Source organism: Pseudomonas nitroreducens TX1, assembly GCF_000313755.1.
Lineage (GTDB): Bacteria > Pseudomonadota > Gammaproteobacteria > Pseudomonadales > Pseudomonadaceae > Pseudomonas > Pseudomonas nitroreducens_A.
In genome coordinates this window covers 133952-155591 of sequence record NZ_AMZB01000122.1, presented here as the reverse complement: position 1 = coordinate 155591, position 21640 = coordinate 133952, and the positions used below count along the sequence as shown (strand labels likewise).

Below are 21640 nucleotides of genomic sequence, written 5' to 3'. Positions count from 1 at the left end.
CTCGGGGTCGCTGGCGGTGCGCAGCAGGTCGTGGCCGGCCAGCGGGCCGGACAGGTCCAGCGGCGAGCTGCCGGTGATGCGGCGGTTGTAGCTCGAGCCCTCGACGCGCTGCCACCGGCCGCCGGCGTCCTTCTTCACCTCGATCACGCTCAGGCCGTGGGCAGCGATTTCCTTGCGCACCTCGCCTTCCGGGCGGCCGCGCGAACCGTCGGGGCGGTCCTCGAAGGTCTGGCCCTTGGGGTGCAGCGTCGGGTTGATGTACTCGTGGTTGATCACCAGCAGGCCGTGGCTGTCCGGCGCATCGGGGAAGGGGAAGTAGTGCATGCCGTCATGGTTGTCGCCGGCCTGCAGCTCCTGGGCTTTCCAGTCCTCACTGGCATCGCCCTTCCAGGCCGGCGAGCCGGTCACCACGGCGTCCCCCCAGGAAAAGAATGGCCGGGCACTGTAGCCTTCGGCGACGATCACCCTGTCGAATTTCGGGTCCTGCTGCACCGGCACGCTCTTGAAGCCCAGCAGCGCGGTGGGTACCGGGGCGTCCGCAGCGAACAGCGAGCGGCCGGGGAACAGGCCGCCGCCGAGGAAGCCGACCGCGCCCAGCACCAGGCTGTTCTTCAGCAGGCGGCGGCGCGAGGCGTCGATCAGCTCGCTCATCGGCAGGTTGCCGGAGGGGTTGATCGATTGGTCGTCGAAGGCGGCCAGTCGGTCATGGAAATCCTGGAAACGCTCACTCATCAGATGGATCCTTCCGCGCGGCCGTCTTTCTGACGGCTCGGGTTGTCAGTAAAAGCTATCGGCGGAAGGTTAGGAACGCGGTGTTACGTCGGCATGACAACGCCGCCGAACCCTGTGACAGGCTCGGCGGCGGCGATAAAAGCCGCCCCGCAGGACCAAGACGACGTCCGGGGGCGGGCGCGAGGACATTTGCGAAACAGTGCGGCTCAGCTCTGCAGGCCGCCCTGCTCCGAACATTCGGGGCCCGCCAGGCGGGCCGTCCAGTCTTCCAGCACGCCACTGGTGAGGCGTTGCGCGGCGGTCTTGCGCCAGCGCAGGGAGAGCGCGTCGCAGGCCATCATCAGGCGCAGTCCGGTACGTTCCAGCGGGTGGCCGAAGTACCAGTCCAGCAGGCTCGCCACGGTGAGCTGCGGGTAGTGCCGCTGCACCAGCTCCAGCGGTGCGTCGGGGGCGACCATGCCGGAACGGCGCACCCGGTAGAACCAGCCACAGCGCCCCTGTTCCTGCACCTCGAAAGGCAGGTCGGGCAGGTTCCAGCGCTTGGCCAGGCGGTAGCTGGGCGAACGCGGCTGGCTCACTTCGATCAGCGCTTCGCCCCAGCGGAACAGGTCGCCGATGCAGACCTCCTGTTCATTGAGGCCAAAGGTCGACAGGTTCTCGCCGAAGGCCGGCTGTCGCCAGCGCGTCTGCGGGTGCTGCTTGCGCCAGTGGCGGTAGTGCTCGGCCGGGTAGTGGTGCAGCGCGCGGTCCAGGCCACCGTCGCGGCGCAGGTCGGCCCGTGCGTCCCCCGGCAGCCCTTCGGCGCCGAGCCAGACTTCCTGATGGGTTTCCAGCTTGCCGATGTCGCTGAGCAGACCTCCCCAGCTTTCTTCGACTTTGCCTATGAAAACGCCCTGGATGACGATGCTTTCCACCTTTGTCTACCCATCTGAGACAGCGGACAAGCGCTAGAGTAGAGGCCTGGATAGGCATTACTCCATTTCGATTTTCCAGTTTCATTGATAAGCAGACCTTATGGATTTCCGCCAGCTCCGCTATTTCGTTGCGCTGTATGAGGAAGGCCACGTCGGGCGCGCCGCCGAACGCCTGGCGATTTCCCAGCCGGCGCTGTCGCAGCAGATCCGCCACCTGGAGCAGAACCTCGACGTGGCGCTGTTCCAGCGCAGCGGCAAGCGCCTGCTGCCCACCGCCGCCGCACACACGTTGTACAACCATGCGGTGCCGCTGCTCGAAGGCCTGGAACGGGCGCGCGAAGCCCTGCGCGGTTTTCGCGGGCAGAGCGCACGCAGCCTGGCCATCGGTGTGCTGCAGACGGTCAACGCAAGCCTGGTGCCGCACCTGGTGGAACGCCTGCACGCCGCGCAGCCGCACGTACAGGTGCGCATCTACGAGCTCTCGGGGGTGGAGATCGAGCGCCGCCTGCTGATCGGCCAGCTGGATATCGGCATCGGCTTCCTGCCCCCGCGCCAACCGGCGCTGCACGGCGTGGAGCTGTACCCGGACGAGCTGCAACTGGTGATCCCGGTGGATCATCCGCTGAAGGACTTCAAGAAGGTGTCGCTGGCCCAGGCGGCCGAGCTGCCGATGCTGCTGCTCGGCGAGGAATTCCGCGCCCGGCAGATCTGGCAGGAGCAACTGGCAGCCATCGGCCGGCGACCGCGGGTGCAGGCGGAGCTGAACCACATGGGCGGCATCCTCGACAGCCTGCCGCAGAGCCGCTTCGCCACTGTACTGCCCGGCCGCGCCCGGCAGATTCATGGGCACAAGGACCTGCTCTGGAAGCCGCTGAGCGAGCCGCGCATTCCGCTGAGCGTAGGGCTGGTCTATCGCGATGCGCAGCGGCAGCAGCCGACGGTGGAGCTGTTGCGGTCATTGCTCGACGGGGCGGTGTGACGGGGCAGGAGTTGCGGCTCTCGTAGGAGCGGAGCTTATCCGCGAATCCGGCCGATAGGCCGGTGGCAGGAGATTGCACCGCTGTCGCGGTGATCGCGGAGAAGCTCCGCTCCTACGAAAGCAGGCGCATAGCGACACAAAAATCCCAGGCAAGAAAAAACCCCGCCTCTCGCGAAGCGGGGTTTTGCAGACCGATATCCTGACGTCCGTGCTAGCCACCGTCCTTGGTGGATTCCCTTGTTTCCGTATTGTCGTTGGCGCTTCCTGCGCAATGTCCTGACTGAGAGAAAGGTTACCGCTGTAGGCCTTTATCAGAAAGACGCCGATCACCGCCGCTGTTTGTAAGCTTTGGCTTACACGGATTCGGACTAGCGTCAGTCAGAAAGGAAATATCCCCATGAAAAAGCCCCGCCGAGGCGGGGCTTTTTCATACGCGACCGCTTAGAACTGTGCGGCATCCAGCAGGTACAGCGACTCGCTGCCGGCCTTCACCGAGGCGCTCAGGGAATGGATGCGCGGCAGCAGGCGGGCGAAGTAGAAGCGCGCGGTGCCCAGCTTGCTGGCGTAGAACTCGTCCTGGCCTTCCTTGCCCAGTGCAGCGCGCGCCATCAGCGCCCACATGTAGGCGTAGGCGGTGTAGCCGAAGGCGTGCAGGTACTCCACCGAGGCGGCACCGATCTCGTTCGGGTTACCTTTGGCGCGATCCAGGACCCAGGCGGTCAGCTCGTCGAGATTCTGCACGGCGGCGTTCAGCGGGCCGGTGAATTCAGCCAGCTCGGCGGAGGCGGAAGCGGTGAAGGCACGGATCTCGTCGGTGAACAGCTTGGCGTAGGCGCCGCCGCTGCCGACGATCTTGCGGCCCATCAGGTCCAGCGCCTGGATGCCGTTGGTGCCTTCGTAGATCTGGGTGATGCGGCAGTCGCGCACCAGTTGCTCCTGGCCCCATTCGCGGATGAAACCGTGGCCGCCGAATATCTGCTGGCCGTGAAGGGTGGTTTCCAGGCCCATGTCGGTGAGGAAGGCCTTGGCCACCGGCGTCAGCAGGGCGACCAGTTCCTCCGCGCGCTTGCGGGTGGTTGGCTCTTCGCTGTACTTGGCGGTGTCCAGCTGCATGGCGACGTAGCTGGAGAAGGCACGACCGCCCTCGTTCAGCGCCTTCATGGTCAGCAGCATGCGACGCACGTCCGGGTGGACGATGATCGGGTCGGCGGCCTTGTCCTTGGCGACCGGGCCGGTCGGCGCGCGGCTCTGGATACGCTCGCGGGCGTACTCCACGGCGCTCTGGTAGGAACGCTCGCCGGTGGCGAGGCCCTGGATGCCCACGCCCAGGCGCTCGTAGTTCATCATGGTGAACATGGCGGCCAGCCCCTTGTTCGGCGCGTCGACGATCCAGCCGGTGGCGCCGTCGAAGTTCATCACGCAGGTGGCCGAGGCCTTGATGCCCATCTTGTGTTCGATGGAGCCACAGGACACGGCGTTGCGCTCGCCCAGCGAACCGTCGGCATTGACCATCACCTTCGGCACCAGGAACAGCGAAATGCCCTTGGAGCCCGCCGGCGCGTCGGGAAGCTTGGCCAGCACCAGGTGGATGATGTTCTCGGTCAGGTCGTGTTCGCCGCCGGTGATGAAGATCTTGGTGCCGGAAATCTTGAAGCTGCCGTCAGCCTGCGGCTCGGCCTTGGTGCGGATGATGCCCAGGTCGGTGCCGGCATGCGGCTCGGTCAGGCACATGGAACCGGCCCAGGTGCCGGCGTACATGTTCGGCAGGTACTTGGCCTTGAGTTCTTCGCTGGCGTGGTTGAGCAGCGACAGGCAGGCGCCAGCCGTCAGCATCGGGTACAGGCCGAAGGACAGGTTGGCCGAGTTGACCATTTCCTCGACCTGGGCGCCGATCACTTTGGGCATGCCCATGCCGCCGAACTCCGGCGCGCCGCCCACGCCCACCCAGCCGCCTTCGGCGTAGGTGCGGTAGGCCTCGGGGAAGCCCGCCGGGGTCTTCACGCCCTCGGCGCTCCAGCTGCAGCCTTCTTCGTCGCCGCTGCGGTTCAGCGGGGCGATTACGCCGCCGGTGACCTTGCCGGCCTCTTCGAGAATCGCGGAGGCGGTCTCGGCATCCACGGTTTCGGCCAGGGCGGGCAGTTCGGCCCAGAGATTGGCGACCTCGAAGACTTCATTGAGGACGAATTGCATGTCGCGCAGGGGAGCTTTGTAGTCAGCCATGATGGATCCTCGAACGAAAACGACGGCTGATCTGGCAGCCAGCGGTATCAGAATAGGAGGTACTCGAAGGTACGCCGCCGGAGTTTACTCCAACAACTTTTCAGACTTTAAGCGTCATGATGTGACCGAACAACTATTTATTGGTCACAATATGTAGCCTGAACGAGAAGGCCCGCTCGGGGCGGGCCTTCTTGTCTGGCGCGGGGATTTACAGGGCGAATTGCTCCGCCGACAGGCGCATCAGCACCTCGGCGCCGGCCTCCACTGCCGCCACATGGCCCGACGCGCGGGGCAGCAGGCGGCTGAAGTAGAACTCGGCGGTGGCCAGCTTGGTCTCGTAGAAGGCCTTCTCGCCAGCGCCCTCCTCCAGCTTCTGCTGGGCGACCAGCGCCATGCGTAGCCAGAAGTAACCCAGGGTCACGTAGCCGGAGAACATCAGGTAGTCCACCGAGGCGGCGCCCACTTCGTCCGGGTTCTTCATGGCGGCCATGCCGACCTTCTGGGTCAGCTCGCCCCATTGCTTGTTCAGCGCAGCCAGTTGGGCCACCTGGGCCTTGAGCTGCGGATGCTCGGCATGCTGCTGGCAGAGTTGGTGCACCAGCTTGGTGAAGCCCATCAGCAGCTTGCCCTGGCTGCCGAGGACCTTGCGGCCCAGCAGGTCCAGCGCCTGGATGCCGTTGGTGCCCTCATAGATCGGCGCGATGCGGCAGTCGCGTACCAGTTGCTCCATGCCCCATTCGCGGATGAAGCCGTGGCCGCCGAACACCTGCATGCCGTGGTTGGTGACTTCCAGGCCGGTCTCGGTCATGAACGCCTTGCAGATCGGCGTAAGGAAGGCCAGCAGGTTGGCCGCGCGCTCGCGCTCCTCGGCGTCCTGGGACAGGTGCTCGATGTCCAGCAGTTGCGCGGTGAAGTAGGCCAGCGCGCGGTTGCCTTCGTTGAACGCCTTCATGGTCAGCAGCATGCGGCGCACGTCGGGGTGGACGATGATCGGGTCGGCGGGCTTCTCCGGTGCCTTCGGCCCGGTCAGCGAACGCATCTGCAGGCGGTCCTGGGCGTAGCGCACGGCGCCCTGATAGCTGGTCTCGCCGAGGCAGAGGCCCTGCATGCCGGTGCCCAGGCGCGCGTGGTTCATCATGGTGAACATGCAGGCCAGGCCCTTGTTGGCCTCGCCGATGAGGAAGCCCTTGGCGCCGTCGAAGTTCATCACGCAGGTGGCCGATGCCTTGATGCCCATCTTGTGCTCGATGGAGCCACAGGCCACGGCGTTGCGCTCGCCGGCGTCACCATTCGCGTCGAGGTTGAACTTGGGCACGATGAACAGCGAGATGCCCTTGGTACCAGCGGGCGCGTCGGGCAGCTTGGCCAGGACCAGGTGGATGATGTTCTCGCTCATGTCGTGCTCACCGGCGGAGATGAAGATCTTGGTGCCGGTGATCGCGTAGCTGCCGTCGGCGTTGGGCACGGCGCGGGTCTTGATGATGCCCAGGTCCGTGCCGCAGTGCGGCTCGGTGAGGCACATGGTGCCGGTCCATACCGCGCTGGTCATGCGCGGCAGGTAGGTATTCTTCTGCTCCTGCGTGCCATGGGCATGGATGGCGGCCATCGCGCCCTTGGTCAGGCCGGGGTACATGCCCCAGGAGCAGTTGGACGCGCCGATCATCTCGCTGACCAGCAGACCGAGGGACGGCGGCAGGCCCTGGCCGCCATATTCCGGGTCGCTGGAAACGCCGTTCCAGCCGGCCTCGACGTACTGTGCGAAAGCTTCCTTGAAGCCTTTGGGCGTGGTCACCACGCCGTTGTCGAAGTGGCAGCCTTCCTCGTCGCCGGAGCGGTTCAGCGGGGCGATGACCTGCTCGCAGAACTTCGCGCCTTCCTCGAGGATGGCGGCGAACATGTCCGGGGTGGCGTCGGTGGCGCCGAGGGCTTCGTAGCGGCCGGTGAAGTCGAAGACTTCGTCGGTGAGGAAGCGCACGTCGCGCAGGGGGGCCTTGTACTCGGGCATCGCGAATCTCCGTTCGGTTCGTGCGCCGAAGCGGCGCGTAAAACCCGAACCTAACGATCCGTGACCGCCCGGACAATCACGCTGCACGCCCTGAATGCGCAGTCATAACGCAGGCCGCTCAGGCGGTGCGCACCGCTCCACGGCGGGATTGCCCATGCACGGCCACGCGGTTGCGCCCGCCGCTCTTGGCCGAATACAGCGCTTCGTCAGCGCCCTTGATGACCTCGTCCGGGCTGCGCCGCTCGGCATCGCGCTCGGCGACGCCAACGCTGATGGTCACCGAGACGGTCTGCGAATCCTTGCCGCTGCGCTTGCTGCGGCCCTGGCGATCATCCTTGGGACGGTTGCCGCGGTCGCGCAGGTGCATGGCATAGCCCTCGATGGCCTGGCGCACGCCATCCAGGTAGGGCAGGCACTGCTCCACCGTCTTGCCGGCGAACACCAGGGTGAATTCCTCGCCGCCGTAGCGGTAGGCCTTGCCACCGCCACCGGTGCGGCGTAGCTGGCTGGCGACCATGCGCAGCACCTGGTCGCCGACGTCGTGGCCGTGGCTGTCGTTGAATTTCTTGAAGTGGTCCACGTCGATCATCGCCAGCACGTACTGCTGGCCCAGGCGCTGGAAGCGTTCGTTCAGCGCGCGACGCCCCGGCAGGCCGGTGAGCTCGTCGCGGAACGCCATCTGGTAGGCCTCGTGCGCCACCGCGCCGGCCAGGGTGAGCATCACCAGGCTGGTCATCACGGTGAGCGCGTGGGGCAGGATGAACACCTTGGGCAGCATCCACAGCAGGCCGACCAAACCGAACAGCTGCGCAGCATGCAGCGGGCGGGGCTGGCGCACGTAGGCGGCGACCAGGGCGATGAAGGCCATGAGGAACCCGAAGTAGGACAACTGCGCGAGGTTCATCCACTGGCCGTGCAGCACCGGCCAGTAAGTGTCGCTGAGCAGTTCCGCCAGGCCCTGCGGGAAGCGCTTGGCCAGGGCCATCGCCACGCCGGCCACGGCGATCAGCGCGGCGCTGCGGGCGAGCAGGTCCTGCAGCATGTGCATGCGCTCCTGCCAGATGCCATACAGGCCGTAGAGCAGCGGCAACAGCACGCAACACAGGTGGAACACCAGCGCCGCCTCGGGCATCACCACGCGGTGCGCCTGGAAGTAGTCGACCTGGGTATCGAGGAGGAAATACGCGATATACACCACCGCCAGCATGAACAACTGGCGCTGGCGGCCATAGACCAGGCACAGCGCGCCACCGAGCAGGAGCAGCAGGGTCGGCAGCACATTGAACAGGGAGATGAAGAAGTCAGACAGTTCGCCCAGGGAGCCGGCGGCTATGCCGGCCGGAATCAGCAACAGGGGCGTGAGGAAATGGCTGATCCGGTAAGGGGCCTTGGGTCGCACAGGGGGTTCCGCAAAGTGGGTGCCGGGCTCGCCATCAGCGCAACGGCATGTGGCGTAATGATGGCATTTTCTGCGGAGATTTGTGTGGCTTGGGAGACGAAAAAGCCCGCCTTGCGGCGGGCTTTTTCCTGGTCAGCAGACGGACGGCGAGCCGCCCGTTTATAGCGCCGATCAATAACCGAGGGCGAAATCTTCCTCGGCCAGGTCCATCAGGTTGTTGGCGCCCGACAGCATGGCACCGACGTGCGCGCGGGTGCGCGGCAGGATGCGCTGGAAGTAGAAGCGCGCGGTCTTCAGCTTGGCCTGGTAGAAGGCCTCTTCGCTGGTACCGGCAGCCAGCTTCTCGGCAGCCAGGCGAGCCATGTCGGCCCAGAAGTAGGCCAGGCAGGCGTAGCCGGAGTACATCAGGTAGTCCACCGACGCGGCGCCGACTTCCTCGCGGTCCTTCATGGCGGCCATGCCGACCTTCATGGTCAGGTCACCCCACTCCTTGTTCAGGGCGGCCAGCGGTGCAACGAACTCCTTGACCGCTTCGTTGGCTTCGTTGGCCTGGCAGAACTTGTGCACGATCTTGGTGAAGCCCTTGAGCGCTTCGCCCTGGGTCATGAGGATCTTGCGGCCCAGCAGGTCCAGCGCCTGAACGCCGGTGGTGCCCTCGTACAGCATGGAGATGCGGCTGTCGCGGACGTTCTGTTCCATGCCGTGCTCGGCGATGAAGCCGTGGCCGCCATAGATCTGCACGCCGTGGTTGGCGGCTTCGAAGCCCACCTCGGTCATGAATGCCTTGGCGATCGGAGTGAGGAAGGCCAGCATCGAGTCAGCGGCTTTCTTCTCTTCTTCGTCCTGGCTGCGCTGGACGATGTCGACCTGCTTGGCGGCGAAGTACAGCATGGCGCGGTTGCCTTCGGCGAAGGCCTTGGCAGTCAGCAGCATGCGGCGAACGTCCGGGTGCACGATGATCGGGTCGGCGGCTTTTTCCGGCGCTTTCGGGCCGGTCAGCGAACGCATCTGCAGACGCTCGCGAGCGTAGGCGATGCCACCCTGGAAACCGATTTCGGCGTGGGCCAGGCCTTGCAGCGCGGTACCCAGGCGAGCGGTGTTCATGAAGGTGAACATGCAGTTCAGGCCCTTGTTCGGCGGGCCGATCAGGAAGCCGGTGGCCGCGTCGAAGTTCATCACGCAGGTGGCGTTGCCGTGAATGCCCATCTTGTGCTCGATGGAGCCACAGGACACGGCGTTGCGCTCGCCCACGTTGCCTTCTGCGTTGGGCAGGAACTTCGGCACGATGAACAGCGAGATGCCCTTGGTGCCTTGCGGGGCATCGGGCAGGCGGGCCAGCACGATGTGGACGATGTTATCGGCCATGTCGTGTTCACCCGCGGAGATGAAGATCTTGGTGCCGGTGATCTTGTAGGTGCCGTCAGCCTGCGGCTCGGCCTTGGTGCGCAGCATGCCCAGGTCGGTGCCGCAATGCGGCTCGGTCAGGCACATGGTGCCAGTCCACTCGCCGGATACCAGCTTGGTCAGGTAGGCCTGCTGCTGCTCCGGAGTGCCGTGGGCGTGCAGGGTGTTCATGGCACCGTGGGACAGGCCCGGGTACATGCCCCAGGACCAGTTGGCCTGGCCGACCATCTCGCTGATGGCCAGACCAAGGGATTCGGGCAGGCCCTGGCCGCCGTGCTCGACGTCATGGGCCAGGCTCGGCCAGCCGCCTTCGACGAACTGCTGGTAGGCCTCTTTGAAGCCGGTCGGAGTCTTGACGCCTTCCGGGCTCCATTTGCAGCCTTCCAGGTCGCCAGTGCGGTTCAGCGGAGCGATCACCTGTTCGCAGAACTTCGCACCCTCTTCGAGGATGGCATTGACCATGTCCGGGGTGGCGTCTTCGGCGCCCGGCAGGTTCTGGTAGTGCGCTTCGTAGCCCAGCAGCTCGTCGCGAACGAAACGGATATCACGCAAGGGGGCCTTGTAATCAGGCATAGCGGTAAACCTCTACGAAGGGTTCTGGTTAATGGGCGACCGGTTGCTGCGGTCGCAGTGCGGGAGCATTCCCGGCCGCCCAGTCGGTGCGCGTACGCATCCGGACAGTCAAACAGGCGTTTGAAACATACATTTACGCCATACCCTTGTCAAGCGTGCAAACCGACCGCCTGGTCACGCTCGCCGGGCTGTCTGCGGGGAGTATTAGCAGTGTCGCCCTGAGGGTAATTAAAGCCCATGGCAGAGCGGCCGGCGTGTCACGAGGACAGCCGGCCGCGGCGCAGAATTCAGGGGAGAGGAAGGTCGCGATCAGGCGCGGATATCAAGCAGCGTGCCGAGCGTTTCGTCGGCGGCCTGGATGACCTTGGCGCCGGCTTCGACCTCGTGCTGGCCACGGCGCAGGTCCACCAGATGGTCGGTCAGGGCGTCACTGGAGGCGATACGTGCACCGGCATTGGCGATATCGCTGCCGGCCTGGTCAACACGGCGCTGCCCGGTCTGGACGCTGGCCAGACCCGCAGAGAAAGCATTACCGGAGATTTCCATCGCAGTGCCTCCGCGACACAGCAGCAAGTGGCCACTATTCAAGCAGACGGCGCCCGCCAGGCCAAGGGCTGGTTACAAATCCAGGATGCCCAGGTCCAGGTGCGCAGCCACCGCCGCCGGAGTCGCCTGGGCCAGGCGCGGCACGCGTCCAACGCAAGGTGCCGGCAGGCGTTCGGCGAGGGTGGCGAGGTTTTCTTCCAGACGGGAGGTCTGCACATCGACGATGTTCGCCACCCAGCCGGCCAGCGCCAGGCCGTCGCGCTGGATCGCCTCGGCGCTGAGCACGGCGTGGTTGATGCAGCCCAGGCGCACACCGACGACCAGAATTACCGGAAGCTGCAGAGCGATGGCCAGGTCGGAGAGGTTCTCCTCCCCCGCCAGTGGCACGCGCCAGCCACCGGCGCCTTCCACCAGGGTGAAGTCGGCGCCCAGTTCCAGCACCGAACGCACCGGGCCTTTGAGCGCCGCCACCGTCAGCTTCACGCCCTGCTCGCGGGCGGCGAGGTGCGGAGCGATGGCCGGCTCGAAGGCGAAGGGATTCACCTGGTGGTAGGCCAGCGGCAGGCTGCACTCGCCCAGCAGCGCCAGCGCGTCGGAATTGCGCAGGCCTTCGGGAATACGCTCGCAACCAGAAGCCACCGGCTTGGCCGCCGCCGTGGACAACCCAGCCAGCCGCGCCGCGTGCAGAAGGCCGGCAGCGATGGTGGTCTTGCCGATTTCGGTGTCGGTACCGGTGACGAAGTAGGCGTGGGGCATGGTTTTCCTCTGGTGCTCTTCGTAGGAGCGAGCTTGCTCGCGAACGGGACTCACCGGCAGCGCCGGAGCTGAGGGGTTCGCGAGCAAGCTCGCTCCTACAGGATTCAGCTCTTGCGCAGGACGGCGTAAACCACCCGGTAAGTCGCCGGCAGCCCTTCGGGCTGGCGCAAGCGCTCGTACGCGGCGATCAACGCGCGCACTCGCTCGCGCCCGGTGAGGCCGTCGGGCCGGCCGGGATTGAGGTTGTGCGCGCCCAGCGCCTTGAGTTCATGGGTCAGGCTGCGCAGGTCGGGGAAGTGCAGGACACGGTCCTCGCTGCGCAACTCCAGCACTTCCAGGCCGCTGCCTGCGCAGTGCTGCTGGTACTGCTCGAAGGCGCGGAAGCGGTTCACGTGGACGAAGCCGTCCACCGCTTCCCAGCTCTGCCGCAGCTCGCCCAGGGTGCCGATACACAGGCTGCTGAAGGCCGCGACGCCGCCAGGACGCAGCACGCGGCGCGCCTCGCCCAGCACCGCAGGCAAATCCGCGCACCACTGGATCGCCAGGCTGGAAAACAGCAGGTCGCAGGCCGAGTCGCGCAACGGCAGCCGTTCGGCATCGCCACCGATGAAGTGCAGCGCACCACCCTGCTCGCGAGCGTGGCGCAGCATGCCCTCGGCGATATCGACGGCCAGGCCCTGTGCCTGGGGATAACGCGCCGCCAGGGCGCGGGTGAAATAGCCGGTGCCGCTACCCAGGTCGATCCAGCGCTGCGGCGCAGCCTGTGCCGGCAGCAACTCCAGCAGGCGGCTGCCGACAGCGCGCTGCAGGTCGGCCACTGCGTCGTAGGTCGACGCGGCGCGGGAAAAGGAGGCGGCTACCTGCCGTTTATCGGGCAGCGCGCTGGTACTGCAATCAGGCATCTTCGCCCTCGTGGATGAACTTCAGGATGGCGCTCGCCACTTCGTCCGGCTGCTCCAGCGGCAGACCGTGGCTGGCGCCGGGTAGCAGGCTGACTTCGACGTCCGGCAGCCCGTCCAGCAACGCGTCGGCGGCGCTTGCCGGGACCAGCGCATCGTTGGCGGCGAACAGGTGCAGTTGCGGGCCGGGATAGCGGCCGAGGGCGGCGCGGGTATCGAGCTGCCCCAGCAGTTGCAGGCCAGCGGTCAGGCCCTCCACGTTCAGTTGCGGCAATGCCACCTGCAATTGGCGAGCGAGGGTGCGCGCATCGCGGGCGCCCTGGCTGACCAGCAGCGTAAAGCGCTTGCGCACCAGCTGCGGCTCGAGCAGGAAGGCCTCGAAGAAGTCCTCGAAGACGTCGTTGGCCATGGCATCCGGCCAATCCTCGCGGCGACGGAAGCAGGGGTTGCTGGCGATGGTGACCAGCCCACGGCAGGACTCGCCACGGCGAGCCGCCAGCTCGGCGCCGAGCATGCCACCCAGGGACCACCCGGCAATCCAGGCATCATGGGCGACGTTGTCGTCCAGCTCGTCGAGCCAGGCGTTCGGGTCGGCATCCGCCGGCAGCGGCTCGATCTGCACGTTCAAATGCGGCGCCTGCTCCAGCAGCGCGTCGCGCAGCGGTTCCAGGGGAGCGCTGCCCAGGCCCCAGCCCGGCAGCAGGATCAGTTGGTCACGCATCATCGCCCTCCTCGGCATCGATCTCTGCCAGAAGGCTAGACGACACGCGCTGCCAGCTTTCGGCAAGCGCCAGCAGCAGGCGGTCAACCTGAGCCTCGGTGTGCGAAGCGGACAGGGTCACGCGCAGGCGTGCGGTACCCGCCGGCACGGTGGGCGGGCGAATTGCGCCGACGAGAATGCCGCGCTGGCGCAGCTCTGCGGACAACGCCATGGCCTGGGCGCTGCCGCCGATGAGAATCGGCTGGATCGGCGTCGGGCTATCCATCAGCTCCAGGCCGATGGCTTGGGCACCGGCGCGGAAGCGCGCGATCAGCCCATTCAGGTGGTCGCGGCGCCAGCTTTCGGCGCGCAACAGTTCCAGGCTCTTCAGGGTGGCGCAGGCCACCGCCGGCGGCTGGCTGGTGGTGTAGATGTACGGCCGGGCGAACTGGATCAGCGTCTCGATCAGTTCCTCGCTGCCGGCGACGAAGGCGCCCGCGGTGCCGAAGGCCTTGCCGAGGGTGCCGACCAGCACAGGCACGTCCTCGATCCCCAAGCCGAAGTGCTCGACGATGCCGCCACCGGTCGCACCCAGCGGGCCGAAGCCGTGGGCGTCGTCAACCATCATCCAGGCATTCTTCTTCCGCGCCTGCGCGCACAGCGCCGGGAGGTCGGCCAGGTCGCCATCCATGCTGAACACGCCGTCGGTGACCACCAGCGTGTTGCCCTCGGCTTTCTCAAGCCGAGAGGCGAGGCTGGCGGCGTCGTTGTGCAGGTAGCGCGAGAAGCGCGCGCCGGAAAGCAGGCCGGCATCCAGCAGCGAGGCGTGGTTGAGGCGGTCCTCCAGCACGCTGTCACCCCTGCCGACGAGGGCGGTGACAGTACCCAGGTTCGCCATGTAGCCGGTGGAGAACAGCAGCGCACGCGGGCGACCGGTGAACTCGGCGAGCGCCAGCTCCAACTCATGGTGCGGACCGCAATGGCCGTTGACCAGGTGCGAGGCGCCACCGCCGACGCCCCAGCGCTCGGCGCCGGCCCGCAAGGCGGCGATCACCGCGGGGTGATTGGCCAGGCCCAGGTAATCGTTGGAACAGAAGGCCAGCATCGGCTGGCCGTCGATGACCACGTCCGGTCCCTGCGGCGATTCCAGCAGCGGACGGCGGCGGTAGAGGTCCTCCGCCTGGCGCTGGGCCAGGCGGGCGGCGAGATCGAAAGGCATGCGTAACCCCGTGTCGGCGGCGGTCCTCCGGATGAAGGACCTGCAGGAGCAACAGTCTTCTTCCACGAAGTCCGTGCCGATGCTTCCCCTCTCTCCAGCCCTCTCTCTGAAGGCAGAGGGAACAGTTCGTGCCGGCTGATACAGAGACTTCGGCCTGCACTGAACGGTCCCCTCTCCCGCTTGCGGGAGAGGGTTAGGGAGAGGGGCACTGGAGGAGCGAGCTTGCTCGCTCCTATGAAAAGCAGGTCAGGCCGAAGCCGCGTTGTAGAACAACTGGGAGTCGCGTTGTTCCACCAGCGCCTGCTCGATGGCGGCCTGGTGCACCTCGTCGGCGTGCTCCTCGCGCTCCTCGGGCTTGATGCCCAGACGCGCAAACAGCTGCATGTCCTTCTCGGCCTGCGGATTGGTGGTGGTCAGCAGCTTCTCGCCGTAGAAGATCGAGTTGGCGCCCGCCATGAAGGCCAGGGCCTGCATCTGCTCGTTCATCTGCTCGCGGCCGGCGGACAGGCGCACATGGGATTTCGGCATCAGGATGCGGGCGACCGCCAGGGTGCGGATGAAGTCGAACGGATCGACATCCTTCTCCTCGGCCAGCGGGGTGCCCTTCACCTTCACCAGCATGTTGATCGGCACCGATTCCGGGTGCTCGGGCAGGTTGGCCAGCTGGATCAGCAGGCCGGCGCGGTCGTCCACCGACTCGCCCATGCCGAGGATGCCGCCGGAGCAGATCTTCATCCCCGCCTCGCGCACGTACGCCAGGGTCTGCAGGCGCTCGCTGTAGGTACGGGTGGTGATGATGTTGCCGTAGAACTCTGGCGAGGTATCGAGGTTGTGGTTGTAGTAGTCCAGGCCCGCTTCGGCCAGCGACTGGGTCTGCTCCTGGGTCAGCTTGCCCAGGGTCATGCAGGTCTCCAGGCCGAGCTTCTTCACGCCCTTCACCATTTCCAACACGTAGGGCATGTCCTTCGCCGACGGATGCTTCCAGGCGGCGCCCATGCAGAAGCGCGTCGAGCCGATGGCCTTGGCCTCGGCTGCGGCCTGCAGCACCTTCTGCACTTCCATCAGCTTTTCCTTGTCCAGGCCGGTGTTGTAGTGGCCGGACTGCGGGCAATATTTGCAGTCTTCCGGGCAGGCGCCGGTCTTGATCGACAGCAAGGTCGACACCTGTACGCGGTTCGGATCGAAATGTGCCCGGTGCAGGGTCTGCGCCTGGAACAGCAGGTCGTTGAAGGGCTGTTCGAACAGGGCCCGGACTTCGGCAAGAGTCCAGTCGTGGCGGGTTGCTTGGGCTGCGGTGGCACTCATCGGCAAAAGTCCTTCGACGCTTGGGGGCGCCTCTTGTCCAGGGGTGCCCCGGCGGCGCGCCACCGGGGAAATCAGGCTCAAGGCATCATATGTGGAGCTGTGACGCTGTCAACCACTCTCGCGACACAGGTCGACAAGTGAACATTTATCGACCAATTGCACGGATGGATTTGCCGCCGCGGCTGAACCGATCCGCGCCCTCGCCGCTCCAATCAGTCAGAACATTCAGGAGTCATACCCCAGATGGGAACAGAAGGATTCTTCGACGGCCTTGGCCAGATGGTCGGCAAGGCCATCCGCTTCATCGTCGATCTGCTGTCAGGCGTGCTCGGCGGCCTGTGGCGCGCGATGGACGACTTCTTCCACGGCCTGGCGCGCGCCGTGGGAATCGACGTCTCGATCTTCAGCTTCGTCCTGCTCTTCATCGGCTTGCTGCTGCTCTACAGTGGCATCCGCGCCTTCATGCGGCGCTCGATCTTCGGCGGGCTGATCTGGACGGTGCTGGGGCTGGTGGTCCTGAGCTGGCTGATCCATTGAGCAGCGCCGCCCACGGAGGGGCGAAATGCGGTTGCTTCACTGGCGCCCCGTCTGGTGGCGCCCCCGGGTGCAATGTCTTCTCTGCGGCGCAGCGGCGGAACAGGCCGCCCTGCCCCTGTGCGCCGGCTGTGACGACGACCTGCCCTGGCTGGCCGGGCATTGCACCGTTTGCGCACTGCCCCTGCCCGTTACCGGCCTGACCTGCGGGCCCTGTTTGCGCCGCGCACCCGCATTTCACCGCGTCGAAACTCCGCTGCGCTACGGCTTCCCCGTCGATGCGCTGATCACCCGCTTCAAGCACCAGGCCAATGCGCCGCTCGGGCGGCTGCTTGGTCAGTTGCTCGAACGCCATTTGCTGCATGCCTTTGACGAAGGATTGCCGCGCCCGGACCGACTGATCCCCGTGCCGCTGTCGCGCCGGCGCGAACGGCAACGCGGCTTCAACCAGGCGCAGCTGCTGGCGCAATGGCTGGCCGCGCCACTGGGCCTGCCGGTGGATAACCACCTCGTCCGCCGCGTGCAGGACACCCCGGCCCAGCAAGGCCTGGACGCCGCCACCCGCAAGCGCAACCTGCGCAGCGCCTTCGCCCTGGGCGACGGTGCACGGATCGAAGGCCTGCACCTGGCGCTGGTGGACGACGTGCTGACCACCGGCGCCACCGCCGAACGCATCGCCCGCCTGCTGCGCCGCGCTGGCGCACGGCGGGTCGACGTCTACTGCCTGGCGCGCACACCGCTCATGCAATAGAGGGCCGTTCGGCCACATTCCCGACATCTGCCCCTTGCGTTTTGCACGCCCGCAACGGAGCCTCCCCGCATACCAATAAATATTCACGAGACCATGACCACCCTCAGCCTGTTGACCCAACACGTCACCCGCCGCCCGCAGCGCATCGCCCTGTTGGCGCAGATCGCCCAGCTCGGCTCGATCACCCACGCCGCCAAGGCCGCCGGGATGAGCTACAAGACCGCCTGGGACGCCATCGATGAACTGAACAACCTCTCCGACCGCCCGCTGGTGGAACGCAGCGTCGGCGGCAAGGGCGGTGGCGGCGCCCGCCTGACCGCCGACGGCGAGCGCCTGCTGGCGCTGTACCAGCGCCTGGAAGCCCTGCGCGAACACTTCGTCGAGCATGTCGAGCACCAGGCTGATTTGGAGCTGATCGGCCGCCTGATGATGCGCACCAGCGCGCGCAACCAGTTGCACGGGCGCGTCTGCGCGGTGGAACCGTCCGGCCTCAACGACCTGGTGAGCATCGAGCTGCCCGGCGGCTCGCGCATCCAGGCGCGAGTCACCCGCGAGAGCACTGAGAAGCTCGAACTGGCCGACGGCTTGCCAGTGGTGGCACTGATGAAGGCTGGCTGGCTCTACGTCGACCTGCCGCACATTCCCTGCCCGGAAGGGCTGAATGCGCTGGAGGGGCATGTCGACGATATCCGCGAAGCCGAAGACGGCCCCAGCGAAGTACGCATCCAGTTGCCCAGCGGGCAGATGCTCTGCGCGCTGACCGACCCGGAACGGGTCGATATCCTCGGCCTGAAAGCCGGCTCGGCGGTGCGCGCACAGTTTTCCCCGGCCCAGGTGATCCTCGGCACGCCGCTATAGCCCCGGCTACCCTGGATTTCCCTGCCTCATATCAAGCCCGGCAGCACTGTGCCGCGCTCCAATAGCCAACAGCGTTTCGCCCGTGCCGGGCGGAACCCTGGCCAACCGGAGCTCCCACCATGTGCCGCCCACTCCTGCTGCTCGCCCTGCTGCTCCTGCCCCTTGCCGGTCACGCCGGCCCCGACGTACTGCGGGTCGGCGCCAGCGACGAACTGATGTCGATACTCGAACCCGTGGTGGACCAGTATCAGATCGAGACACGCAACAAGGTTCTACTGATCGGCGGCGACGAAGCCGAACTCGTCGAGCAGGTCCGTCAGGGTACGCCCTATGACCTGCTGCTGACCCCGCTGCATCACGCGGACAAGCAGGCGCAGCCGGTCACGTGCAAACTCCGATCGATGCAGGAGTCGACCCTGGTGAAGGGCGAACGTCGGGGGCTGGCCACGGACTTCGTCAAGTACCTGAGAAAACACTGCGCCGACCGTTGAGGCAACTGCCCACCCAAACGAAGCGGACTGGGTAAACTAGGCAGCTTTACCCTTGCCGGAACGTCGCCATGTCCCATCCCTTTTCCGCCCTCACCCCCGACCTGGTGCTGGATGCGGTGGAAAGCATCGGTTTTCTCAGCGACGCCCGCGTACTCGCGCTCAACAGCTACGAGAACCGCGTCTACCAGGTCGGTATCGAAGACAGCGAGCCACTGATCGCCAAGTTCTACCGCCCCGGCCGCTGGACTACCGAGGCCATTCTCGAGGAACACAGCTTCTCCGCCGAGCTGGCCGAGTGCGAAGTCCCGGTGGTGGCGCCGCTGGTGCACGAGGGCAGGACCCTCTTCGAGCATGCCGGCTTCCGTTTCACCCTGTTCCCTCGCCGCGGCGGCCGCGCACCGGAGCCGGGGAACCTGGACCAGCTCTATCGCCTGGGCCAACTGCTCGGCCGCCTGCACGCCGTGGGCGCCAACCGTCCGTTCGAGCACCGTGAGTCGCTCACACCGCAGAACTTCGGCCACCAGTCCCTGGCCACCCTGCTGGAGGGCAACTTCATTCCCAAGAGTCTGCTGCCGGCCTACGAGTCCGTGGCGCGCGACCTGCTGAAGAAGATCGACGACCTCTACGCACGGGTGAAGTACACGCCGATCCGCATGCACGGCGACTGCCATCCCGGCAACCTGCTGTGCCGCGACGAAACCTTCCACGTCGTTGACCTCGATGATTGCCGCATGGGCCCGGCGGTGCAGGACTTGTGGATGATGCTTGCCGGCGAACGCCAGGAGCGCCTCGGGCAGCTCTCGGAACTGGTCGACGGCTACCAGGAATTCCACGACTTCGACCCACGCGAGCTGCCGCTGATCGAAGGCCTGCGCGCCCTGCGCCTGATGCATTACAGCGCGTGGCTGGCACGCCGCTGGGACGACCCGGCGTTCCCCCCGAGCTTCCCCTGGTTCGGCACCGAGCGTTACTGGGGCGAACAGGTCCTGGTACTGCGCGAGCAATTGGCGGCGCTGGATGAGGAGCCGTTGCGGCTGTTCTGACCGCGCTCACAAGCGCATTGGCTCTTCGTAGGAGCGAGCTTGCTCGCGAACCGCATGACTCCGATGTCGCCGGCTAACAGGTTCGCAAGCAAGCTCGCTCCTACAAACAACGCCCTTCTGCGTAACGGCAACGTTACGCAGAATCTTTCAGACCCTGACGTCATCTACCGCAGCGGCACAGACAAGCCAGCGCGAGCGCCCTAGAATTGTGCAGCCACTCATTAGCTGCCTAACCAAGGATGTTCCATGGCCACCGCCAATCCCCGCCGGGGCTACGCCCTGGGCTTGACTGCCTATGTCATCTGGGGGCTCTTCCCGATCTACTTCAAGTTGCTCGAACGCATTCCAGCCCTGGAAATCATCACCCACAGGGCCATCTGGTCGGCGGTGTTCGGCGCCCTGCTCCTGCTGGTGTGGAAGCATCCCGGCTGGTGGCGCGAGCTGCGCGAGAATCCCAAGCGTATCGCCGTCCTCACCGCCAGTGGGCTGTTGATCGCCAGCAACTGGCTGGTCTACGTCTGGGCGGTGAATAACGGCCACATGATCGAGGCCAGCCTGGGCTACTACATCAACCCACTGATCAACGTGTTGCTGGGCCTGGTTATCCTGCGCGAACGGCTGCGCCCGCTGCAGTGGGTAGCGGTCGGCCTCGCCGCGCTGGGCGTGGCCCAGCAGCTCTGGCAACTGGGCAGCCTGCCCTGGGTGTCGCTGGCATTGGCGCTGACCTTCGGCTTCTACGGGCTGATCCGCAAGCAGGCACCGGTGGCAGCGCTACCGGGCCTGGTGGTAGAGACCTGGATTTTGCTGCCACTGGCGATCGGCTATCTCGTGCTGTTCGCCGACGGCCCGAGCGTGCACGCTGACTTCTGGGCCACCAAGGACGCCATCTGGCTCGCCGCCGCCGGCCCGATCACCCTGGTGCCACTGGTGTGCTTCAATGCTGCCGCGCGCCACCTGCCTTACGCGACGCTGGGCTTCCTGCAGTACCTGGCGCCGACCCTGGTGCTGCTGCAGGCAATCCTGCTGTTTGGCGAGCACCTGGACACCACGCGCCTGATCTCCCTCTGCTGCATCTGGGCTGGCCTGGTCGTCTACAGCGTGGACATCTGGTACCGCCTCTCCCGCGGCGACTGATCATTAATTGATCCACTGCCTGCAAGTCACGCCAGCTGCGACTTGCAGGCAGTCACCCGCAAATTGTCCACAGCTCTATCCCGCAAATGCGGGGATAACGGGTGTTTCTTCCACAAGACGCCCCTCGCCAGGCTTCCATGCGCCGTCTTCTCTGTCAGCCCCGGGCGTCATGATCAGTATTTGATCAATTTCACGCAAACCCCGTGCGTTAGGGCCTGTAGAGACATTCCCCCGGCTTGTCCACAGGCTCATCCCCGCTTCGTGTGGACGGGCAAACGCCGCCCGCTCAGAAAGTGGACAACCCTGTGAAATCCATAGGAATAGCGGCCTCCAGCGTTTCATGAACGGCTTCTCCACAGACTCTTCCAGTGATTTTGTGCACAGCGGCAGGCAAGTCCGGATCGCCCAGTTCGCCACGCGCGTTCTGCACAGAAAATGACCAGAACACTGAAGACCACGGAAACAGCAGGATTCAGCCACTTATCAACAGAATGCCCACGGGGCGATCCCCGCAATCTGTGCACAGCGACAAGACTCGCAGTGGATAAGAAGATCAACGCGCGGACCAAATAAAATGGGCCCTCCGCCAATCCATCAACAGAGAGCCCACAGGTTTTTCCACAAGCCGTGCGATCAGAGCGGGACGATCATTCCCCGCTGTGGAAATTCAGCTCCACCATCAGGTCGTCCGCCAGCTCTTCCAGCTTCTGCTGCAGGTTCTCCAGCGGCAGGGTCAGCGGCACGGCCAGCAGCGCCTCGGCGTGGAACAGCGGCTCGCTGCTCATCGGTGCGGGCAGCACTTCTGTGCTCAGGCGCTCCAGGTTTACACCGTGCTCGGCCAGCAGCTGGGTGATGTCGCGAACGATGCCGGGACGGTCGTTACCCACCAGGTCGAGGTGAATCGGCTTCCAGTTGCAGGCCGGCTCGATGCCGCTCTCCGCCAGCAGCACGCGAATGCCGTGTTCGCTCAGCTCCTGCAGGCCTTCCACCAGTTCGTCATAGCCCTCGGCGGGCACGGCTACGCGAAGGATCCCGGCGAACTGCCCGGCCATGCGCGACATGCGGCTTTCCAGCCAGTTACCGCCGTGGGCGGCGATGCATTTGGCCACGCGCTCCACCAGACCGGGCTGGTCCTGGGCGATGACGGTCAAAACGAGGTGGTCCATGAGCAGTCTCCG

20 protein-coding genes are annotated in these 21640 nt (G+C 65.8%); 7 read left to right on the top strand and 13 right to left on the bottom strand.

Annotated elements, in window-relative coordinates:
- Both C167_RS0120750 and C167_RS0120745 read right to left on the bottom strand, forming a co-directional pair.
- Nucleotides 1-732, bottom strand: a 732-nt coding sequence (locus C167_RS0120750; RefSeq protein ID WP_017520225.1) for a PhoX family protein, incomplete at its 3' end; no start/stop codon positions are given.
- 206 nt (nt 733-938) lie between these two features.
- Complete coding sequence (locus C167_RS0120745; RefSeq protein WP_017520224.1) at nt 939-1646, bottom strand: MOSC domain-containing protein; 708 nt, start codon at nt 1644-1646, stop codon at nt 939-941.
- A 100-nt stretch (nt 1647-1746) separates the two neighbouring features.
- On the opposite strand from C167_RS0120745, the gene C167_RS0120740 reads away from it, so the two are divergent.
- Nucleotides 1747-2625, top strand: coding sequence for a LysR family transcriptional regulator (locus tag C167_RS0120740; protein ID WP_017520223.1), 879 nt, complete (start codon nt 1747-1749; stop codon nt 2623-2625).
- A 441-nt stretch (nt 2626-3066) separates the two neighbouring features.
- On the opposite strand, the gene C167_RS0120735 is transcribed toward C167_RS0120740, so the two are convergent.
- From C167_RS0120735 to bioB, 10 genes are all read right to left on the bottom strand, one after another.
- Nucleotides 3067-4845, bottom strand: coding sequence for an acyl-CoA dehydrogenase C-terminal domain-containing protein (locus tag C167_RS0120735; protein WP_017520222.1), 1779 nt, complete (start codon nt 4843-4845; stop codon nt 3067-3069).
- A gap of 208 nt (nt 4846-5053) precedes the next feature.
- On the bottom strand, nt 5054-6850 hold the full coding sequence (locus C167_RS0120730) for an acyl-CoA dehydrogenase C-terminal domain-containing protein (RefSeq protein ID WP_017520221.1): 1797 nt from the start codon (nt 6848-6850) through the stop codon (nt 5054-5056).
- Nucleotides 6851-6968: 118 nt separating this feature from the next.
- Complete coding sequence (locus tag C167_RS0120725) at nt 6969-8249, bottom strand: sensor domain-containing diguanylate cyclase (protein WP_017520220.1); 1281 nt, start codon at nt 8247-8249, stop codon at nt 6969-6971.
- 171 nt (nt 8250-8420) lie between these two features.
- The gene (locus tag C167_RS0120720) at nt 8421-10226 is read right to left on the bottom strand and encodes a phenylacyl-CoA dehydrogenase (RefSeq protein ID WP_017520219.1); all 1806 of its coding nucleotides are present in this window, start codon (nt 10224-10226) and stop codon (nt 8421-8423) included.
- 309 nt (nt 10227-10535) lie between these two features.
- Nucleotides 10536-10772: a hypothetical protein gene (locus C167_RS0120715; protein ID WP_017520218.1), complete on the bottom strand. Its 237-nt coding sequence runs from the start codon at nt 10770-10772 to the stop codon at nt 10536-10538.
- 72 nt (nt 10773-10844) lie between these two features.
- Entirely contained in the window at nt 10845-11528 is a 684-nt protein-coding gene (bioD, locus tag C167_RS0120710; RefSeq protein WP_017520217.1) for a dethiobiotin synthase, read from the bottom strand.
- 104 nt (nt 11529-11632) lie between these two features.
- Complete coding sequence (bioC, locus tag C167_RS0120705; RefSeq protein ID WP_017520216.1) at nt 11633-12430, bottom strand: malonyl-ACP O-methyltransferase BioC; 798 nt, start codon at nt 12428-12430, stop codon at nt 11633-11635.
- On the bottom strand, nt 12423-13148 hold the full coding sequence (locus C167_RS0120700; RefSeq protein WP_017520215.1) for an alpha/beta fold hydrolase: 726 nt from the start codon (nt 13146-13148) through the stop codon (nt 12423-12425). Before C167_RS0120700 ends, bioC begins: the two co-directional genes overlap by 8 nt.
- Nucleotides 13141-14346, bottom strand: coding sequence for an 8-amino-7-oxononanoate synthase (gene bioF, locus C167_RS0120695; protein WP_017520214.1), 1206 nt, complete (start codon nt 14344-14346; stop codon nt 13141-13143). The genes C167_RS0120700 and bioF overlap by 8 nt, the downstream gene beginning before the upstream one ends.
- Nucleotides 14347-14592: 246 nt before the next feature.
- Nucleotides 14593-15651 carry a biotin synthase BioB gene (gene bioB, locus C167_RS0120690; protein ID WP_017520213.1) on the bottom strand — a complete coding sequence of 353 codons (1059 nt, stop codon included), beginning with the start codon at nt 15649-15651 and terminating at the stop codon, nt 14593-14595.
- A gap of 243 nt (nt 15652-15894) precedes the next feature.
- Here bioB and C167_RS0120685 point away from each other — a divergent pair, with 243 nt between their 5' ends.
- From C167_RS0120685 to rarD, 6 genes are all read left to right on the top strand, one after another.
- The gene (locus C167_RS0120685) at nt 15895-16188 is read left to right on the top strand and encodes a hypothetical protein (protein ID WP_017520212.1); all 294 of its coding nucleotides are present in this window, start codon (nt 15895-15897) and stop codon (nt 16186-16188) included.
- Between the two features lie 25 nt (nt 16189-16213).
- Entirely contained in the window at nt 16214-16936 is a 723-nt protein-coding gene (locus tag C167_RS0120680) for a ComF family protein (protein WP_017520211.1), read from the top strand.
- 93 nt (nt 16937-17029) lie between these two features.
- Nucleotides 17030-17794, top strand: coding sequence for a TOBE domain-containing protein (locus C167_RS0120675; protein WP_017520210.1), 765 nt, complete (start codon nt 17030-17032; stop codon nt 17792-17794).
- Between the two features lie 119 nt (nt 17795-17913).
- On the top strand, nt 17914-18285 hold the full coding sequence (locus C167_RS0120670) for a hypothetical protein (protein ID WP_017520209.1): 372 nt from the start codon (nt 17914-17916) through the stop codon (nt 18283-18285).
- A gap of 68 nt (nt 18286-18353) precedes the next feature.
- Nucleotides 18354-19328 carry a serine/threonine protein kinase gene (locus C167_RS0120665; protein WP_017520208.1) on the top strand — a complete coding sequence of 325 codons (975 nt, stop codon included), beginning with the start codon at nt 18354-18356 and terminating at the stop codon, nt 19326-19328.
- A gap of 246 nt (nt 19329-19574) precedes the next feature.
- On the top strand, nt 19575-20462 hold the full coding sequence (gene rarD / locus C167_RS0120660) for an EamA family transporter RarD (RefSeq protein ID WP_017520207.1): 888 nt from the start codon (nt 19575-19577) through the stop codon (nt 20460-20462).
- 647 nt (nt 20463-21109) lie between these two features.
- Here the strand turns inward: rarD and C167_RS0120655 are convergent.
- Entirely contained in the window at nt 21110-21628 is a 519-nt protein-coding gene (locus C167_RS0120655) for a glycine cleavage system protein R (RefSeq protein ID WP_017520206.1), read from the bottom strand.
- Between the last annotated feature and the right edge of the window lie 12 nt (nt 21629-21640).

Excerpts from the sequence above, each read along its gene's own strand:
- C167_RS0120735 (WP_017520222.1), bottom strand. The coding sequence starts at position 4,845 with ATGGCTGACTACAAAGCTCCCCTGCGCGACATGCAATTCGTCCTCAAT.
- C167_RS0120700 (WP_017520215.1), bottom strand. The coding sequence starts at position 13,148 with ATGCGTGACCAACTGATCCTGCTGCCGGGCTGGGGCCTGGGCAGCGCT.
- C167_RS0120715 (WP_017520218.1), bottom strand. The coding sequence starts at position 10,772 with ATGGAAATCTCCGGTAATGCTTTCTCTGCGGGTCTGGCCAGCGTCCAG.
- rarD (WP_017520207.1), top strand. The coding sequence starts at position 19,575 with ATGGCCACCGCCAATCCCCGCCGGGGCTACGCCCTGGGCTTGACTGCC.
- bioB (WP_017520213.1), bottom strand. The coding sequence starts at position 15,651 with ATGAGTGCCACCGCAGCCCAAGCAACCCGCCACGACTGGACTCTTGCC.
- bioF (WP_017520214.1), bottom strand. The coding sequence starts at position 14,346 with ATGCCTTTCGATCTCGCCGCCCGCCTGGCCCAGCGCCAGGCGGAGGAC.
- bioC (WP_017520216.1), bottom strand. The coding sequence starts at position 12,430 with ATGCCTGATTGCAGTACCAGCGCGCTGCCCGATAAACGGCAGGTAGCC.
- bioD (WP_017520217.1), bottom strand. The coding sequence starts at position 11,528 with ATGCCCCACGCCTACTTCGTCACCGGTACCGACACCGAAATCGGCAAG.
- C167_RS0120720 (WP_017520219.1), bottom strand. The coding sequence starts at position 10,226 with ATGCCTGATTACAAGGCCCCCTTGCGTGATATCCGTTTCGTTCGCGAC.
- C167_RS0120740 (WP_017520223.1), top strand. The coding sequence starts at position 1,747 with ATGGATTTCCGCCAGCTCCGCTATTTCGTTGCGCTGTATGAGGAAGGC.
- C167_RS0120675 (WP_017520210.1), top strand. The coding sequence starts at position 17,030 with ATGACCACCCTCAGCCTGTTGACCCAACACGTCACCCGCCGCCCGCAG.
- C167_RS0120665 (WP_017520208.1), top strand. The coding sequence starts at position 18,354 with ATGTCCCATCCCTTTTCCGCCCTCACCCCCGACCTGGTGCTGGATGCG.
- C167_RS0120655 (WP_017520206.1), bottom strand. The coding sequence starts at position 21,628 with ATGGACCACCTCGTTTTGACCGTCATCGCCCAGGACCAGCCCGGTCTG.
- C167_RS0120685 (WP_017520212.1), top strand. The coding sequence starts at position 15,895 with ATGGGAACAGAAGGATTCTTCGACGGCCTTGGCCAGATGGTCGGCAAG.
- C167_RS0120680 (WP_017520211.1), top strand. The coding sequence starts at position 16,214 with ATGCGGTTGCTTCACTGGCGCCCCGTCTGGTGGCGCCCCCGGGTGCAA.
- C167_RS0120670 (WP_017520209.1), top strand. The coding sequence starts at position 17,914 with ATGTGCCGCCCACTCCTGCTGCTCGCCCTGCTGCTCCTGCCCCTTGCC.
- C167_RS0120730 (WP_017520221.1), bottom strand. The coding sequence starts at position 6,850 with ATGCCCGAGTACAAGGCCCCCCTGCGCGACGTGCGCTTCCTCACCGAC.